Here is a 16,406-nt window from a genome sequence, read left to right on the forward strand (position 1 = left end):
AGACACGTACGACGTCCCTCGCGCACGGAACGGAAAGGAAAGGCCATGTCCCCCATCCCCCGCAGATCCCTCCTCAAGGCCGCCGCGGTCGCCGGAGCCGCCGCCCAGTTCAGCTGGGCCCTGGGGGCCCGGGAGGCGCAGGCCGCGCCCCGAGCCGAGGAGACCGACGCCGACCCCGTCGTCCTGGACTGGCTGGAGGACGGCGGCCTGGGCGCCGCCCCCGGCTCCACCGTCGGTGTCCCCTGGCCCAAGGGCGCCCACCGGGAGGACCAGACGTTCGCGGTCACGGACGCCGACGGCAAGCCCGTACCCGTGCAGTCCTGGCCGCTCGCCTACTGGCCGGACGGCTCCCTGAAGTGGACCGCCCACGCGGTCGCCGCCGGGGACGGCGCGCTCACCCTGACGGCCGGGACCCCCGCCGCCCCCGAGAAGAAGGTCACCGTCGTCCGGCGCGGCGGCACCATCGACATATCGACCGGCGTCATCACCGCGAAGATCGGCACCTCCGGCGCCACGCTCGTCAAGTCCGTCACCCGCGGCTCCACGGAGATCGCGAAGAACGGCCGCCTCGTCCTGCTGCGCCAGCCCGAGATCGAGGACGGCGACCAGGGCACGGTGAAGACCGAGCGCTTCGACGGCGCCGTCTCGGAGGTCGTCGTCGAGCAGGAGGGCCCCGTCCGCGCCGTGGTCCGCATCGACGGCAAGCACCGCCGGGGCGACCGCGGCTGGCTGCCGTTCTCCCTGCGCCTGTACTTCTACGCGGGCGCCGACTCCTTCCGCATGGTGCACACCATCACCTTCGACGGCAACCAGGAGCCGGGCAAGGCCAGCGGCGACTTCGTCCGCGGCCTCGGCGTCCGCTTCACCGTGCCGATGCGCGACGAGAGCTACGACCGGCACATCCGCATCGGCGGCGAGGGCACCGGTCTGCTCCGCGAGGCCGTCAAGGGCATCACGGGGCTGCGCCGCGACCCGGGCGCGGCCGTCCAGGCGGCCCAGTACGAGGGGAAGAAGCTGCCCGACCCGTCCACCTGGGACCAGCGGGTCACCACCCGCCTCCAGTACATCCCCGAATGGGGCGACTACACCCTCTCCCAGCTCTCCGCCGACGGCTTCACCGTGCGCAAGCGCACCAAGAAGGGACACGGCTGGATCGGCGCCGGCGGCGGCCGGCGCGCCTCCGGATTCGGCTACGTCGGCGGGGTGAGCGGCGGGCTGTCCTTCGGGCTGCGCGACTTCTGGGAGAAGTTCCCCGCCCAGCTCGACATCCGCGGCGCCCACACTGACGAGGCCGAGGTCACCCTCTGGCTCTGGTCGCCCGAGGCGCAGCCAATGGACCTGCGCTTCTACCACGACGGCCTGGGCCAGGACACCTTCGCCGAACAGCTCGAGGGCCTCAACATCACCTACGAGGACTACGAGCCCGGGTTCGGCACCCCCTACGGCATCGCCCGCACCTCCGAGCTGCTGTTCTGGGCCAACGCCGCCACCCCCGGCGCCGAGGAGCTGGCCCGGCAGGTCGAGGCCGTCCGCGTGCTCCCGCAGCTCGCCGCCCCGCCGAAGCAGCTCATCAAGGCCCAGGTCTTCGGCCCCGGCCTGTTCGCCGAGCCCGACCGCTCCACCCCGGCCAAGGCGAAGATCGAGGACCACCTCGACTTCCTCTTCGCCTACTACAAGGACCAGGTGGAGATGCGCCGCTGGTACGGCTTCTGGGACTACGGCGACATCATGCACACCTACGACACCGTCCGGCACCAGTGGCGGTACGACGTCGGCGGCTACGCCTGGGACAACTCCGAGCTGTCCCCGGACCTGTGGCTCTGGTACGCGTACCTCAGAAGCGGCCGCGCCGACATCTTCCGCTTCGCCGAGGCCATGACCCGGCACACCGGCGAGGTCGACGTCTACCACCTCGGCAAGTGGGCCGGCCTCGGCACCCGCCACGGTGTGCAGCACTACGCCGACAGCGCCAAGCAGCAGCGCATCGCCAACACCACCTACCGGCGCTACTACTACTTCCTCACCGCCGACGAACGCGTCGGCGACCTCATGCACGCCAACGTCGACTCCGACGAGACCTTCCTCGTGCTGGACCCGCAGCGCAAGGTCCGCCCCGACCCCGACTACCAGCCCGACCCGCACGCCCTGTCCATCGGCTTCGGCACCGACTGGAGCGGCCTGGTGTCGGCGTGGCTCACGGAGTGGGAGCGCAAGGGCCCGAAGTGGGAGAAGGCCCGCGCGCGCGTGCTGTCCACCATGGAGACCATCGCGGCCCAGCCCAACGGGTTCGTGCAGGGCAGCGGCCTGTACGACCTGGACACCGGCCGGTTCGCCGTCGCGGACAAGCCGGCGGTCTCCGTCTCCCACCTGTCGGCGGTCTTCGGCCTGAACGAGCTGTGCGCCGAACTCATCGACCTGGTCGACATGCCTGATTTCAAGGAGGCGTACCTCGACTACTGCCGCTACTTCAACGCCACCAAGGCCGAACAGGCGGCCCGCTACGGCAGCAACTTCGGCTCCCTGATCCTCTTCCAGGGCCACTCGCGCCTCGACGCCTACGCGGCCGTCCAGACCGGCGACGAGAAGCTGGCCAGGCGCGCCTGGGAGAAGTTCTACAACTCCGACGGCTACAAGGAGTCGGCGCCCTGGCGGACGGAGAAGCTGAGCGGCCCGGTCACCCTGGTGCCGGGCAGCGAGGCGCCCTGGGTCTCCACCAACGACACCGCCCTGTACGGCCTCGCCGCCATCGAGAACCTGGCGCTGCTCGGGGACAGAATGCCGTAGCGGCACGGCACGGAAACGGGCCGGGCGGGAACCCGGACCCCATGGACTGGAACCACTACCGCTTCCGCAGTCTGTGGGCCCTGCCCGCGCCCGCCCCGGCCGTCTACCGGGCCCTGGAACGGGTCGACGACTACCCCCGCTGGTGGCGCCAGGTGCGCGAGGCCGCCCGGCTCGGCGACACCGGCGGGATCGTCCGGATCCGCTCCCTGCTGCCGTACCACCTGACCACGACCCTGCGCGAGCGGCGGCGCGACCCGGCGGCCGGAATCCTGGAGGTCGCGCTGTCCGGCGACATCGAGGGCTGGGCACGCTGGACGGTCGGCGCCCGCGGCTCCGGCACGCTCGTCCGCTACGAGCAGGTGGTCGACGTGCGCAAGCCGCTGCTGCGGCGGCTGGCGGTCCCCGGCCGCCCCGCCTTCCGCGCCAACCACACGCTGATGATGCGGGCCGGGCGGCGCGGACTGGCCGCGTATCTGGCAGCGGTTTGAAGGAAACGCGCCGGGACCTGTATTGTTCAGTGCGTTCCCGGGCGATTAGCTCAGCGGGAGAGCGCTTCGTTCACACCGAAGAGGTCACTGGTTCGATCCCAGTATCGCCCACGATCGCGAGAGCGACGTGCATCCGCGGAAGGCGCGGACCACGTCGCTCTCTCTTCGTTTCCGCGCGGCTTCGCGGAGTGCAGCGGGGGGTCCGCCACCCACACCCCCGTAACCGGCGCCGCCGCCGGCCGGGAAGAACGGGTCACGCCGCCGCCGACAGGTCCGGCCGCAGCGGCCAGGCCGGGTCCACCGGCTCCTCCGCGCCGCCCAGCGCGAACCACGCCTGCAAGCCCCGTGCCTGCGCCGCGTGCCACACCGCCTGGAGCGTGTGCAGCTCGGCGGGGGACAGGCGCTCCAGCCGGGAGGCGAAGCGGCGCCCCACCGCCCGTACGACCTCCAGGGCGGCCTGCGCGTCCGCCGCCGCGTCGTGCGCGCCCTCCAGCGGCACGCCGTAGTGCGCGCACAGGTCGGTGAGGGTGCGGCGGCCCTTGCGGTAGCGGTCCAGATGCCTGTCGAGCACCCGCGGATCCAGCACGTACAGCGGCGTCCGCTCGAACCAGCGGCTCAGCGGCGAGGCGCGGTGACGGCGCAACTCCCGGTCCAGCAGCGTCAGATCGAACGGCGCGTTCATCACCACCAGCGGACGGCCGACGCCCGCCTGCTCGGCCAGCGCCTGCGCTATCTCGTACATCACCGGCGCCGGCCAGCGCCCGTTGTGCCGCAGGTGCTCCTCCGTCAGCCCGTGCACCCGTGTCGCCGCCTCCGGCACCGGCACCCCCGGGTTCACCAGCCACCGCGTCACCCGCGGGCGGACCCCCGGGGCGTCCTGGACGACGAGGGCGGCCGACACGATCCGGTCGCTCTCCACGTCCACGCCCGTGGTCTCGGTGTCGAACGCGGCCAGGGGTCCTTCATACCAGCACGCCATACCAACCAACCCCTCGATCCCCTCTGGCAGTTGACGCCCCGTCCGCTGCCCGTACCGGTGATACCCGGGCTGTTTGCGCCGTACGCCGGAAGGAGACAACAGGAGTACGGGTCCTCGCAGTTCAGGAAACTTGGCGCGTTCTCGCGCCTACGCACCGGTCGCGGAAGGCTGTTGGTCATGGCCATAGCGCAGCCCGAACGGAGCGGGCTGCTGCCCGAGCGCACGGCACTCGCCCGCGGCTCGCTCGCCACCACCGCCTGCATGGAGACGCTCCAGGTCGGCTATCTGCACGCCGTCGCGGCGGCGGCCGGCTGCTCGCTGTCCCAGCCCTTTCCCGACAACTGGCACGTCAGCCACAGCGCACCCGGGCACCAGGTCGACGACGAGGTCACCATCAAGGTGCAGCTCAAGGCGACGTACCAGGTGGCGCCGAACCCGCCGGGCCGCTCCTTCTCCTTCACGCTCGACAACCCGCACCTGGCCAAGCTCGCCCGCACCCCGGTGTCGGTGCACAAGATCCTCGTCGTGATGCTCGTGCCGCGCTCCCGGGACGACTGGCTGCGCGCCGGTCACGACCGGCTCGACCTGAGGCACTGCTGCTACTGGACCAACCTCGCCGGACACCCGGTCACGGGCCGGCGGCGCACCACCGTGCGGATACCGACCTCACACATCTTCGACGACCGGGCGCTGTGCGCGATCATGACGCGGGTCGGGACGGGAGGCACTCCGTGACGCACCGCCCGCTTCGGGAGCCCGCGCGGCCCGTCCGGCCGCACCCCGCCGACACCGCCCCGGACGGCCCCTCGCCCGAGCCCGGTCACGTCGACCCGGCGGTCCTCGCCGCCCTGCTGCGCCGGCACGGCTGGCAGCGGCGCGGCGGCGCCGCCGGACGCTACGGCCGCTGGACCCCGCCCGGCCCCGCAGGCCGGGGCACCAGCCTGCTGCTGCCCGCCAGCCGCGCCTTCCCCGACAGTGACGACCTGCTCGGCGAGGCACTGGACGCCCTGTCCCGCAGCGGCACACCCGGCGGGCGTGAGATCCTCCTCGCCCTCGCCCGGCCCGGCGACGAGATCCGCTGGTGGCGCCAGACGCCCGCCGGACCAGGCGACGCGGCGCCGTGGATCGCGGAGGAACAGCTGCGCGCCGCCGCGCAGCGGACGCTGCTCGCCGCGGCACTCGCCACACGCGCCCGGGCCGGCTACCACGGCGCCCGGCACCGGCGCGCCGCCACGGCGCTGCTGGAGGACGTCCTCGTGGGACCCGCCTCCGGCGGCCGCGGCCTGACGGCGTTCGTCCCCGTCACCCCCGGCCGCCCCCTCGTCATACGCCTCCACCAGGCCCTGCGCGCCGCCCGAGCGGCCATCGACCACGCGCGGGCCACCGGCGGCATGTGCGCCTTCGACGGCGCCGTCGAGGCGGGCGTGAGCCACGAGCTGACCGAGGCCCTCGCCGCCCTGGTCCAAGGCACCCGGGGCGCCCGCGTCACCGTCGCCTGGGCCCCGGCCGCCGGGGTCCCCGAGGGCTGCCCGCCCGGCGCCGAGCCCGTCGGGTTCTCGCCCGGCGACCTGCCCGTGCTGCGCGAGGCCGGGGCGCGCTATCTGCGGGCCGAACCGTCCGTGCCGGTGCGGATCACCGGCGCGGTGGTACGGATGAGCAGGTCCGGGCCGGCCGGCGCGGGCACCGTACGGCTGCGGGTGCTCGCCGGCGCCGACGTCCCGCACGTGCGGGCCACCCTCGACGAGGAGGCGTACCGGATCGCCGTCCACGCCCACCTCGTGGGACTGCCGGTGCGGCTGCACGGGCGGCTGGAGAGCCGGGGCGGTTTCCGCCGGCTCACGGCGGCCGGCGGCGTGGCGCCGGTGCGGGTCGACGACGCCGAGCGGGACCGGATGATGAAGGCGCTCCGGGCGGACCAGGAGAGCCTGGCCTTCTTCGGGGGCGCCTGCGCGGAGGAGGCGTACGAGGAGGAGCGCGGGGACTGATTTCGCCCAGGGGGGTCCGGGGTCGGTACGATCGCATGCGTGCGTGCGCTCCGGTATGGCGCCGCGAACCCACCTTCAGTCAGGAGAGACCGGTGTCAGACGTCCGTGTGATCATCCAACGCGATTCCGAGCGGGAAGAACGCGTGGTGACGACGGGCACTACGGCCGCCGAGCTCTTCGCCGGCGAGCGCTCGATCGTCGCCGCGCGCGTGGGCGGCGAGCTGAAGGACCTCGCCTACGCGCTCGCCGACGGCGACGAGGTCGAGGGCGTCGAGATCTCCTCCGAGGACGGCCTGAACATCCTGCGCCACTCCACCGCGCACGTGATGGCGCAGGCCGTGCAGGAGCTGTTCCCCGAGGCCAAGCTGGGCATCGGCCCGCCCATCAAGGACGGCTTCTACTACGACTTCGACGTCAAGGAGCCCTTCACCCCCGAGGACCTCAAGCGCATCGAGAAGAAGATGCAGGAGATCCAGAAGCGGGGCCAGCGCTTCTCCCGCCGCGTCACCACCGACGAGGCCGCCCGCGAGGAGCTGGCGGACGAGCCGTACAAGCTGGAGCTGATCGGCCTCAAGGGCAACGCCGCGCAGGCCGCCGACGGCGCCGACGCCGAGGTGGGCGCCGGCGAGCTGACCATCTACGACAACCTCGACGCCAAGACCGGCGAGCTGTGCTGGAAGGACCTGTGCCGCGGTCCGCACCTGCCGACCACCCGCGTCATCCCCGCCTTCAAGCTGATGCGCTCGGCCGCCGCCTACTGGCGCGGCAGCGAGAAGAACCCGCAGCTCCAGCGCATCTACGGCACCGCCTGGCCGTCCAAGGACGAGCTGAAGGCGTACCTGGACTTCCTCGCCGAGGCCGAGAAGCGCGACCACCGCAAGCTCGGCGCCGAGCTGGACCTGTTCTCCTTCCCCGACGAGCTGGGCCCCGGCCTCGCGGTCTTCCACCCCAAGGGCGGTGTGATCCGCAAGGTCATGGAGGACTACTCGCGCCGCCGGCATGAGGTCTCCGGCTACGAGTTCGTGAACACCCCGCACATCTCGAAGGAGCACCTCTTCGAGATCTCCGGGCACCTGCCGCACTACGCGGAGGGCATGTTCCCGCCCATCCAGTTCGACGAGCAGAACTACCGCCTCAAGGCGATGAACTGCCCGATGCACAACCTGATCTTCAAGTCGCGCGGGCGTTCCTACCGTGAACTGCCCCTGCGCCTCTTCGAGTTCGGGACCGTGTACCGGTATGAGAAGTCGGGCGTCGTGCACGGCCTGACCCGCTCGCGCGGCTTCACCCAGGACGACTCGCACATCTACTGCACCAAGGAGCAGATGCCCGAGGAGCTCGACACGCTCCTGACCTTCGTGCTCGACCTGCTGCGCGACTACGGCCTGACCGACTTCGAGCTGGAGCTGTCCACCCGCGACGACTCCGACAAGTTCATCGGCTCCGACGAGGACTGGGCGGAGGCCACCGAGGCGCTGCGCCAGGCCGCCGAGAAGCAGAACCTGCCGCTGGTCCCGGACCCGGGCGGCGCCGCCTACTACGGCCCGAAGATCTCCGTGCAGGCCAAGGACGCCATCGGCCGGTCCTGGCAGATGTCGACCATCCAGGTCGACTTCAACCAGCCCAAGCGGTTCAACCTGGAGTACACGGCGGCGGACGGCTCCCGCCGGCAGCCCGTCATGATCCACCGGGCGCTGTTCGGCTCCATCGAGCGGTTCTTCGGCGTGCTGCTGGAGCACTACGCGGGTGCCTTCCCGGCGTGGCTGGCGCCGGTGCAGGCGCTGGGCATCCCGATCGGGGACGCGCACGTGCCCTACCTTCAGGAGTTCGCCGAGAAGGCGCGGACGGCCGGTCTGCGGGTGGAGGTCGACGCGTCGTCCGACCGGATGCAGAAGAAGATCAGGAACGCCCAGAAGCAGAAGGTGCCCTTCATGGTCATCGCGGGCGACGAGGACATGGCGAGCGGCGCCGTCTCCTTCCGCTACCGCGACGGCTCCCAGGAGAACGGCATCCCCGTCGACGAGGCCATCGCGAAGATCGTGAAGGTCGTCGAGGAGCGGGCGCAGGTCTGATCGCGCGCACGGACCCCCGGGCAACCCCGGGGGTCTTTGCCGTGCCCCCGTGGCGACGCCATATGCTGCATTGCATGACGAGTGAGCCGGAGCAGCAGTTGGGAGTGGGGGCGCAGGACGCATTCCAGCGTCTGTGGACGCCTCACCGGATGGCCTACATCCAGGGCGAGAACAAGCCGAGCGGCCCCGGCGCCGACGACGGCTGCCCCTTCTGCTCGATCCCGGCCAAGTCCGACGAGGACGGCCTGATCGTCAAGCGGGGTGAGCAGGTATACACGGTGCTGAACCTCTACCCCTACAACGGCGGCCACCTGATGACCGTGCCCTACCGGCATGTCGCCGACTACACCGACCTGACCGACGCGGAAACGGCCGAGCTGGCCGCGCTGACCAAGCAGGCGATGACCGCCCTGCGCGCCGCTTCCGGCGCCCACGGCTTCAACATCGGCATGAACCAGGGTGCGGTGGCCGGCGCCGGTATCGCCGCCCACCTGCACCAGCACGTCGTGCCCCGCTGGGGCGGCGACACCAACTTCATGCCCGTGATCGGCCACACGAAGGTGCTGCCGCAGCTGCTGGGGGACACCCGCAAGATGCTGGCGGAGGCCTGGCCTTCCTGAACGGGCGGACGGTGCCCTCGCCGGTGATCCCCGGCGAGGGCACCGGGCTCACGCGTCGTACACGTCGGCCTTGCGCGGCGCCGGGTCCTGCACCGCCGTGCTGAGGAACGCCGACCGCGCCCCGAACTTCTCCGTGTCCACGCCGTTCTCCCGCAGTACCTTGATCGCCGCCGCGTGCACCACCCGCAGCACCGGGGTCGCGGCGCGCAGCGCGTCGTCGGCCATGAAGCGGTGCCGCCAGGGCTGGTCCGCCCAGGCGTGCCGCAGGCCGAACGGCTCGGGCAGCGCTATGGTGCCGCCGAGCCAGTTCAGCAGCGGGGGATACCAGGTGAGCGGGGCGCGGACGGCGAGTCGCACGACCTCGTTGGCGGTGATCAGGGGAAGCTGGACGGTGCGGGTCTCCCAGGGCTTGAACGACTTGGTGACCTCCTTCGTCGGCGCCTCCGGCTTGCCGGTGAACAGCGAGTTCACCGGACCCAGGGCATGGCCGGTGACCTCGATGCGCAAGGTGGCGTGCAGCACGGTCACCGTGATCATCATGGTGATGACCAGCTGTCCGTCCCACAGCGTCCACTGCACGCCCAGGTAGTGGCGGTCACCGGCGCCGAACTGCTGCCTGTTGCAGATCTCCTGCACGGCGTGCGGCTTGACCTGGTACGCCTCGACGTCCGTGCCCTCCGGGCGGGTGACCGCCGAGGCGTTCTCCCCGACCGGCGTCACGATCCAGTGCCGTATGGACGGGGCGGGGAAACCGCCGGTGTTCAGCGGCCCGCGCTCCAGCATGCGCAGCTGGTCGTGGATGGAGCGGATGACGTCCCAGCTGCGGAAGGGGTGGATCTCCCGGGTCGGATCGGCCGGGACGAGCTCCTCGGCGAGCTGCCAGCTGCCCCAGCGCGTACCCATGCCGAGTATGCCCTTGGGGCCGGCGTAGAAGACCGAGTTGGACCGCTGCTCGGCGCTCAGCTTGGCCAGTGACTGGCGCAGCTGCTCGGCCGCGGTCTCGCCGGGGTTGCTGGGCACCGCCTCGGGGACCTTCGCGCCGACGCTGCTGCCGGACAGCAGGCCGTCCCAGCGCTCCCGCAGGTCCCGCGCCGTGCGCTCGCAGATCCACTTGGCCCAGAACCAGCCGGCGACGGGCATGACGACCGACGCGCGCGCGTACCAGCCCCAGAAGCCCGTGAAGGGCATGCGGAGCAGGAAGAGCAGGGCGAGGGCGCCGACCGCGACGAGCAGGGCGGTGCCCAGAGCACCGGCCTGCTTGTTCTCCGACTTGGAGACGGTGGTGCGGATCTGGAACACCAGCAGCCACACCAGCAGCCCGGGCAGGAACAGCAGGCCGCACACCGCCATCACGGCGGTCAGCCGGTTGTCGCGCTCCCTGCGGATGCGGTTGGCCGCCAGGCAGTGCTCGACGACCACCCGTGGCTCGACGCCGAAGGACTGGATGAGCGGCTTGCGGCCGCTGCCCAGCATGCGGTCGGCCACCGCGCGGGAGAAGGCCTCGCCGAGATTGGGCCGGAAGATCGTGGCCCACTTGCGGCCCGGCTTGACGGTCGACTGGTGCCACTCGTTGTTGGCCTTGAGTATCTCCTCGACCGGGCCGTCCCGGTAGGCGGCCGACGCGAGGGCGAAGGTGGCCGTCTGCCCCTCGTCGCCCGCACGCGGCACCTGAGGCCCGAAGAACTCCGCGTAACCGCTCTCAACGGTCATTCCCGCCCCCGATCGCCGCCATCTGTCGCTCTGCGGCCTTCCCGACTTCCTTGCTTCGCACACCTGTTGATCAGGTCATCAGGGTATCGGCAGGTCCCGGCACGCACCGGCGTACGGCCCAAGGCGCCCCTTTTCGCGCGGGGAGCCTCCGACGCGCGGGGGGATGCGCGGTGGCGCCGGGGCGTCCATTCGTCCCCGGCCGCGGGCGGCCTCCGCCGGGCCCGGCCGGGGCCCCAGCGGTCCTGGCGGGGACCCAAGAGGCCCCGGACGGGGAATCAGAGGCCCTGGCGGGATCCCAGAGGCCCTGGCGGGGGCGGGGACCGCGGAGGCCCCCGGCCCGGACCCGGCGCCCGTTACGCGGCGTCGCGTTCCTGCGCCCGCACCCGTTCCGCGACCTGCGGCGGCATCGGCTCGTGCCGGGCGTAGCGCCGGCTGAAGCGGGCGGTGCCGTGGGAGAGGGAGCGCAGATCGACGGCGTACCGGCCGATCTCGATCTCGGGGACCTCGGCCCGGACGAGGGTGCGCCCGCCCGCCACCTGTTCGGTGCCCAGCACCCGGCCGCGCCGCCCGGACAGGTCGCTCATCACGGCGCCCACGTACGCGTCGCCGACCAGCACGCCCACCTCGGCCACGGGCTCCAGCAGATGGATCTTCGCGTCCGCCGCCGCCTCGCGCAGCGCCAGCGCCCCGGCCGTCTGGAAGGCGGCGTCGGAGGAGTCCACCGAGTGCGCCTTGCCGTCCAGCAGGGTCACCCGGACGTCGACGAGCGGATACCCCGCGGCGACGCCCTTGGCGGCCTGCGCCCGCACGCCCTTCTCGACGGACGGGATGAACTGGCGCGGCACCGCCCCGCCGACCACCTTGTCGACGAACTCGATGCCCGAGCCGCCCGGCAGCGGTTCCACCTCGATCTCGCAGATCGCGAACTGCCCGTGCCCGCCGGACTGCTTGACGTGCCGGCCGCGCCCGGCGGACTTGCCGGCGAAGGTCTCCCGCAGGGACACCCTGTGCGGCACGACGTCGACCTGGACGCCGTACCGGCTGCGCAGCCGCTCCAGGGCGACGTCCGCGTGCGCCTCGCCCAGGCACCACAGCACGACTTGGTGGGTGTCCTGGTTCTGCTCCAGCCGCATCGTCGGGTCCTCGGCCACCAGCCGGGCCAGCCCCTGCGAGAGCTTGTCCTCGTCCGGCTTGCTGTGCGCCTGGATGGCCAGCGGCAGCAGCGGGTCGGGCATCTCCCACGGCGCCATCAGCAGCGGGTCGTCCTTGGCGGAGAGCGTGTCCCCGGTCTCCGCCCGGCTCAGCTTCGCCACACAGGCCAGGTCGCCCGCGACGACGTGCGGGACCGGGTGCTGCTGCTTGCCGAACGGCATGGACAGCGCGCCGATCCGCTCGTCGACGTCGTGGTCCTCGTGGCCGCGGTCGGCCAGCCCGTGCCCGGAGACGTGCACGGTCTGGTCGGCGCGCAGCGTGCCGGAGAAGACGCGGATCAGCGACAGACGGCCGACGTAGGGGTCGGAGGACGTCTTCACCACCTCGGCGACCAGCGCTTCGTCGGGGTCGCACGGCCTCAGCTCCCGCACCCCGCCGCCCGGTGTCGTCACTCGCGGCGCCTCCCGCTCCAGCGGGGTCGGGAAGCCGCCGGTGATCAGCTCCAGCAGTTCCACCGTGCCGAGCCCCTGGCGGGCCCCCTCGGCGGCGGGAGCCGCGGCCAGGACGGGGAAGAAGGCGCCGCGTGCCACGGCCCGCTCCAGGTCCTGGATCAGCGTCTTCAGGTCGACCTGCTCACCGCCCAGGTACCGGTCCATGAGGGTCTCGTCCTCGCTCTCGGCGATGATCCCCTCGATCAGCCGGTTGCGGGCCTCCTCGATGAGCGGCAGCTGGTCCTCGCCCGGTCCGGACTCCTCGCGCTCCCCGGTGGAGTAGTCGAACAGCTTCTGGGTCAGCAGCCCGATCAGGCCCGTCACGGGTGCGTGCCCGTCCGGTCCCTGCGGGCCGTGCAGCGGCAGGTACAGCGGCAGGACCGCGTCGGGGTCCTCCGCGCCGAACGCCTCCGCGCAGATCCGGGTCATCTCCTCGAAGTCCGCCCGCGCGGCCTCCAGGTGCGTGACGACGATCGCCCGGGGCATGCCGACCGCCGCGCACTCGTCCCACACCATGCGGGTCGATCCGTCCACGCCGTCCGCGGCCGACACGACGAACAGGGCCGCGTCCGCCGCGCGCAGGCCGGCCCTGAGCTCCCCGACGAAGTCGGCGTACCCGGGGGTGTCCAGAAGGTTGATCTTGATGCCGTCCCAGACGACGGGCACCAGGGAGAGCTGCACCGAGCGATGCTGCCGGTGCTCGATCTCGTCGTAGTCGGAGACGGTGCCGCCGTCCTCCACGCGGCCCGCCCGGTTCACCGCTCCCGCCGTGAGGGCGAGAGCCTCCACCAGAGTCGTCTTGCCCGAACCGGAGTGGCCGACCAGCACCACATTCCGTACGGACGCGGGGTGGTCGGCCGCCACTGCCCTGCCGGCGGCTCCGGGGTGGGTGTGCGCCTTGTCGCCCATAACCTTGCCTCCCGTGCACGGTGAGGTCACTGCGGGCGCGGACACGCGGGGCCGCGTGCGGGGCGGCTCCGGCGACGCCCGCGGTTCTTCGAGCTTTCCACTCCCGTCACGCCCCGTCCATACGAACGACCCCGGCCCCTGGCCCGCCGGTGCGCTACCGGGGCCGCGGGTGCCCGGCGGCCGCCCACCCGCGCGCGTGGCTACGATGGGCCAGCCGGTGGCCAGCAGGGGCCACGCGGCCACACCGACCGTCGGGAAGGCCATGCTGAACAAGTACGCGCGTGCATTCTTCACGCGTGTCCTCACACCGTTCGCCGCGTTTCTCATCCGCCGGGGCGTGAGCCCGGACACGGTCACGCTCATCGGCACCGCCGGTGTGGTCGCGGGCGCGCTGGTCTTCTACCCCAGGGGCGAGTTCTTCTGGGGCACGGTCGTGATCACGCTGTTCGTCTTCTCCGACCTCGTCGACGGGAACATGGCCCGCCAGCTCGGCCGCGCCAGCCGCTGGGGCGCCTTCCTGGACTCCACGCTGGACCGGGTCGCCGACGGCGCGATCTTCGGCGGCTTCGCGCTGTGGTACGCGGGCGGCGGCGACGACAACGTCCTGTGCGCGGTGTCGATCTTCTGCCTGGCCAGCGGCCAGGTGGTGTCGTACACCAAGGCGCGCGGGGAGTCGATCGGCCTGCCGGTCGCCGTCAACGGGCTCGTGGAGCGCGCCGAGCGTCTGGTGATCTCGCTGGTCGCGGCGGGGCTCGCGGGCCTGCACGCGTTCGGCGTGCCCGGCATCCAGTACCTGCTGCCCGTCGCCCTGTGGATCGTCGCCGCCGGCAGCCTCGTCACGCTGATCCAGCGGGTCGTCACGGTCCGCCGCGAGTCCGCCGAGGCGGAGGCCGCGGCGGCGGCCCAGCAGCACGACCAGGGCAGCGGGGCGGCGAAGTGACGCCTCGGGAGCGGCTGACGGACGCGCTGTACGGCCTCGGCTGGAGCACGGTGAAGAAGCTCCCCGAGCCGGTCGCCGTGCGCCTGGGCCGCACCATCGCCGACATCGCCTGGAAGCGGCGCGGCACGGGGGTGCGGCGGCTGGAGAGCAACTACGCGCGCGTGGTGCCCGGCGCGAGCCCCGAGCGGCTCGCCGAGCTCTCCCGCGCGGGCATGCGCTCGTACCTGCGCTACTGGATGGAGTCCTTCCGGCTGCCTGCCTGGAGCACCGAGCGCGTCAGGGGCGCTTTCGCCGGCAAGGACCTGCACCACCTCACCGACGCCCTGGCCGAGGGGCGGGGCGTCGTCCTCGCCCTGCCGCACCTGGCCAACTGGGACCTCGCCGGGGCCTGGGTCACCGCCGAGCTGGGCATCCCCTTCACCACCGTCGCCGAGCGGCTGAGGCCCGAGTCGCTCTACGACCGGTTCGTCGCCTACCGCGAGGGCCTCGGCATGGAGGTCCTGCCGCACACCGGCGGCACCGCCTTCGGCGCGCTGGCCCGGCGGCTGCGCGGCGGCGGCCTGGTCTGCCTGGTGGCCGACCGCGACCTGTCCGCCTCCGGTGTGGAGGTGACGTTCTTCGGCGAGACGGCCCGGATGCCCGCGGGGCCCGCGCTGCTCGCCCAGCAGACCGGTGCGGCGCTGCTCCCGGTCACCCTCTGGTACGACGACTCGCCCGTCATGCGGGGACGGGTCCACCCGCCGGTCGAGGTGCCGCGGACGGGTACGCGGCGCGAGAAGGCGGCCGTCATGACACAGGCGCTCGCCGACGCCTTCGCCACGGGGATCGCCGACCACCCGGAGGACTGGCACATGCTCCAGCGCCTGTGGCTCGCGGACCTCGACCCCGCCAAGGCGCCGGAAGAGGGCGCGTCGTGAGGATCGGCATCGTCTGCCCGTACTCCTGGGACGTGCCCGGGGGCGTCCAGTTCCACATCCGCGACCTGGCGGAGTACTTCATCCGGCTCGGCCACGAGGTCTCCGTCCTCGCGCCCGCCGACGACGACACCCCGCTGCCGCCGTACGTGGTCTCCGCCGGGCGGGCGGTGCCGGTGCCGTACAACGGCTCGGTGGCCCGGCTCAACTTCGGTTTCCTGTCGGCGGCCCGCGTGCGGCGCTGGCTGCACGACGGCGCCTTCGACGTCATCCACATCCACGAGCCGACCTCGCCGTCGCTCGGCCTGCTGACCTGCTGGGCCGCGCAGGGCCCGATCGTGGCGACCTTCCACACCTCCAACCCGCGCTCCCGGGCGATGATCGCCGCCTACGCGATCCTCCAGGCGGCGCTGGAGAAGATCAGCGCCCGTATCGCCGTGAGCGAGTACGCCCGCCGCACCCTCGTCGAGCATCTCGGCGGAGACGCGGTGGTGATCCCCAACGGCGTCGACGTCGACTTCTTCGCCGAGGCCGAGCCCAGGCCCGAGTGGCAGGGTGACACGATCGGCTTCATAGGCCGCATCGACGAGCCCCGCAAGGGCCTGCCCGTGCTGATGCGGGCCCTGCCGAAGATCCTCGCCGCCCGCCCGGAGACCCGGCTGCTCGTCGCCGGACGCGGGGACGAGGACGAGGCGGTCGCGAGCCTGCCGAAGGGGCTGCGCTCGCGCGTGGAGTTCCTCGGCATGATCAGCGACGAGGACAAGGCCCGCTTCCTGCGCAGCATCGACCTGTACGTGGCCCCCAACACCGGCGGCGAGAGTTTCGGGATCATCCTGGTGGAGGCCATGTCCGCGGGCGCTCCCGTCCTCGCCTCCGACCTGGACGCCTTCGCCCAGGTGCTCGACCGGGGAGCGGCGGGGGAGCTGTTCCCCAACGAGGACGCCGACGCGCTGGCCGAGGCGGCCCTGCGGCTGCTGGCGGATCCGGCGCGGCGGGCCGAGCTGCGCGCGCGGGGCAGCGCCCACGTCCGGCGGTTCGACTGGTCGACCGTCGGCGCGGACATCCTGTCCGTGTACGAGACGGTGACGGCCGGCGCGGCGGCGGTGGCGACGGACGACCGGGCGACGGGGCTGCGGGCGCGGTTCGGACTGGCGCGGGACTGAGCGGGCCGGGTGCGAGGCCGGTGCCCGGCGAAGCGGGCTCCGGCACATCTGGCCTCAGGGCACCGGGCGCACCGGCCGGCGTCGGCCGCGTGGGGCCGGGCGCACCCGGCGGCGCCGGCCCCGGCGCCCCGGGCGTCCCGGCGGCGGCCGCCCGCTCCGGCGTACCCGGCCCACCCCGCGGAGCGCCCCGGTAGCCTTG

12 protein-coding genes and 1 tRNA gene are annotated in these 16,406 nt (G+C 72.6%); 10 read left to right on the top strand and 3 right to left on the bottom strand.

From position 1 onward, the window contains the following. The first annotated feature begins 45 nt into the window (after positions 1 to 45). From AB0L74_RS11990 to AB0L74_RS12000, 3 genes are all read left to right on the top strand, one after another. Positions 46 to 2,784 carry a Tat pathway signal sequence domain protein gene (locus tag AB0L74_RS11990; RefSeq protein WP_365649177.1) on the top strand — a complete coding sequence of 913 codons (2,739 nt, stop codon included), beginning with the start codon at positions 46 to 48 and terminating at the stop codon, positions 2,782 to 2,784. Positions 2,785 to 2,825: 41 nt separating this feature from the next. Next, positions 2,826 to 3,272, top strand: a complete 447-nt coding sequence (locus tag AB0L74_RS11995; RefSeq protein ID WP_365649179.1) for an SRPBCC family protein — start codon at positions 2,826 to 2,828, stop codon at positions 3,270 to 3,272. A 39-nt stretch (positions 3,273 to 3,311) separates the two neighbouring features. Continuing rightward, positions 3,312 to 3,383, top strand: a tRNA-Val gene (locus AB0L74_RS12000). A gap of 142 nt (positions 3,384 to 3,525) precedes the next feature. Here AB0L74_RS12000 and AB0L74_RS12005 read toward each other — a convergent pair. Then, a complete protein-coding gene (locus AB0L74_RS12005) occupies positions 3,526 to 4,251 on the bottom strand; it encodes a 3'-5' exonuclease (RefSeq protein WP_365649180.1) in 726 nt (241 codons plus the stop codon). Positions 4,252 to 4,428: 177 nt separating this feature from the next. Between AB0L74_RS12005 and AB0L74_RS12010 the strand changes: the two genes are divergently transcribed. The 4 genes from AB0L74_RS12010 (at position 4,429) to AB0L74_RS12025 (ending at position 8,928) form a co-directional block, all read left to right on the top strand. Further along, positions 4,429 to 4,986 carry a DUF4365 domain-containing protein gene (locus tag AB0L74_RS12010; RefSeq protein WP_365649181.1) on the top strand — a complete coding sequence of 186 codons (558 nt, stop codon included), beginning with the start codon at positions 4,429 to 4,431 and terminating at the stop codon, positions 4,984 to 4,986. Continuing rightward, positions 4,983 to 6,236, top strand: a complete 1,254-nt coding sequence (locus AB0L74_RS12015) for a hypothetical protein (RefSeq protein WP_365649183.1) — start codon at positions 4,983 to 4,985, stop codon at positions 6,234 to 6,236. Before AB0L74_RS12010 ends, AB0L74_RS12015 begins: the two co-directional genes overlap by 4 nt. A gap of 92 nt (positions 6,237 to 6,328) precedes the next feature. Continuing rightward, positions 6,329 to 8,308 carry a threonine--tRNA ligase gene (gene thrS, locus AB0L74_RS12020; protein WP_365649185.1) on the top strand — a complete coding sequence of 660 codons (1,980 nt, stop codon included), beginning with the start codon at positions 6,329 to 6,331 and terminating at the stop codon, positions 8,306 to 8,308. Between the two features lie 62 nt (positions 8,309 to 8,370). Then, a complete protein-coding gene (locus AB0L74_RS12025; protein ID WP_365649186.1) occupies positions 8,371 to 8,928 on the top strand; it encodes an HIT domain-containing protein in 558 nt (185 codons plus the stop codon). Between the two features lie 48 nt (positions 8,929 to 8,976). Here AB0L74_RS12025 and AB0L74_RS12030 read toward each other — a convergent pair whose 3' ends face one another. Both AB0L74_RS12030 and AB0L74_RS12035 read right to left on the bottom strand, forming a co-directional pair. After that, a complete protein-coding gene (locus AB0L74_RS12030) occupies positions 8,977 to 10,638 on the bottom strand; it encodes a hypothetical protein (protein ID WP_365649188.1) in 1,662 nt (553 codons plus the stop codon). A gap of 353 nt (positions 10,639 to 10,991) precedes the next feature. Next, positions 10,992 to 13,190 carry an elongation factor G-like protein EF-G2 gene (locus AB0L74_RS12035; protein WP_365649190.1) on the bottom strand — a complete coding sequence of 733 codons (2,199 nt, stop codon included), beginning with the start codon at positions 13,188 to 13,190 and terminating at the stop codon, positions 10,992 to 10,994. Between the two features lie 205 nt (positions 13,191 to 13,395). Here AB0L74_RS12035 and pgsA point away from each other — a divergent pair, with 205 nt between their 5' ends. Genes pgsA through AB0L74_RS12050 form a run of 3 tightly spaced genes read left to right on the top strand, consistent with a single transcriptional unit; the run spans position 13,396 to position 16,207 of the window. Beyond that, positions 13,396 to 14,130, top strand: a complete 735-nt coding sequence (pgsA, locus tag AB0L74_RS12040; RefSeq protein ID WP_365649536.1) for a phosphatidylinositol phosphate synthase — start codon at positions 13,396 to 13,398, stop codon at positions 14,128 to 14,130. Beyond that, positions 14,127 to 15,047: a phosphatidylinositol mannoside acyltransferase gene (locus AB0L74_RS12045; protein WP_365649193.1), complete on the top strand. Its 921-nt coding sequence runs from the start codon at positions 14,127 to 14,129 to the stop codon at positions 15,045 to 15,047. The genes pgsA and AB0L74_RS12045 overlap by 4 nt, the downstream gene beginning before the upstream one ends. Further along, positions 15,044 to 16,207, top strand: a complete 1,164-nt coding sequence (locus AB0L74_RS12050; protein ID WP_365649196.1) for a glycosyltransferase family 4 protein — start codon at positions 15,044 to 15,046, stop codon at positions 16,205 to 16,207. The genes AB0L74_RS12045 and AB0L74_RS12050 overlap by 4 nt, the downstream gene beginning before the upstream one ends. The last annotated feature ends 199 nt before the right edge of the window (positions 16,208 to 16,406 follow it).

The organism is Streptomyces sp. NPDC052020, from assembly GCF_040680575.1.
Lineage (GTDB): Bacteria > Actinomycetota > Actinomycetes > Streptomycetales > Streptomycetaceae > Streptomyces.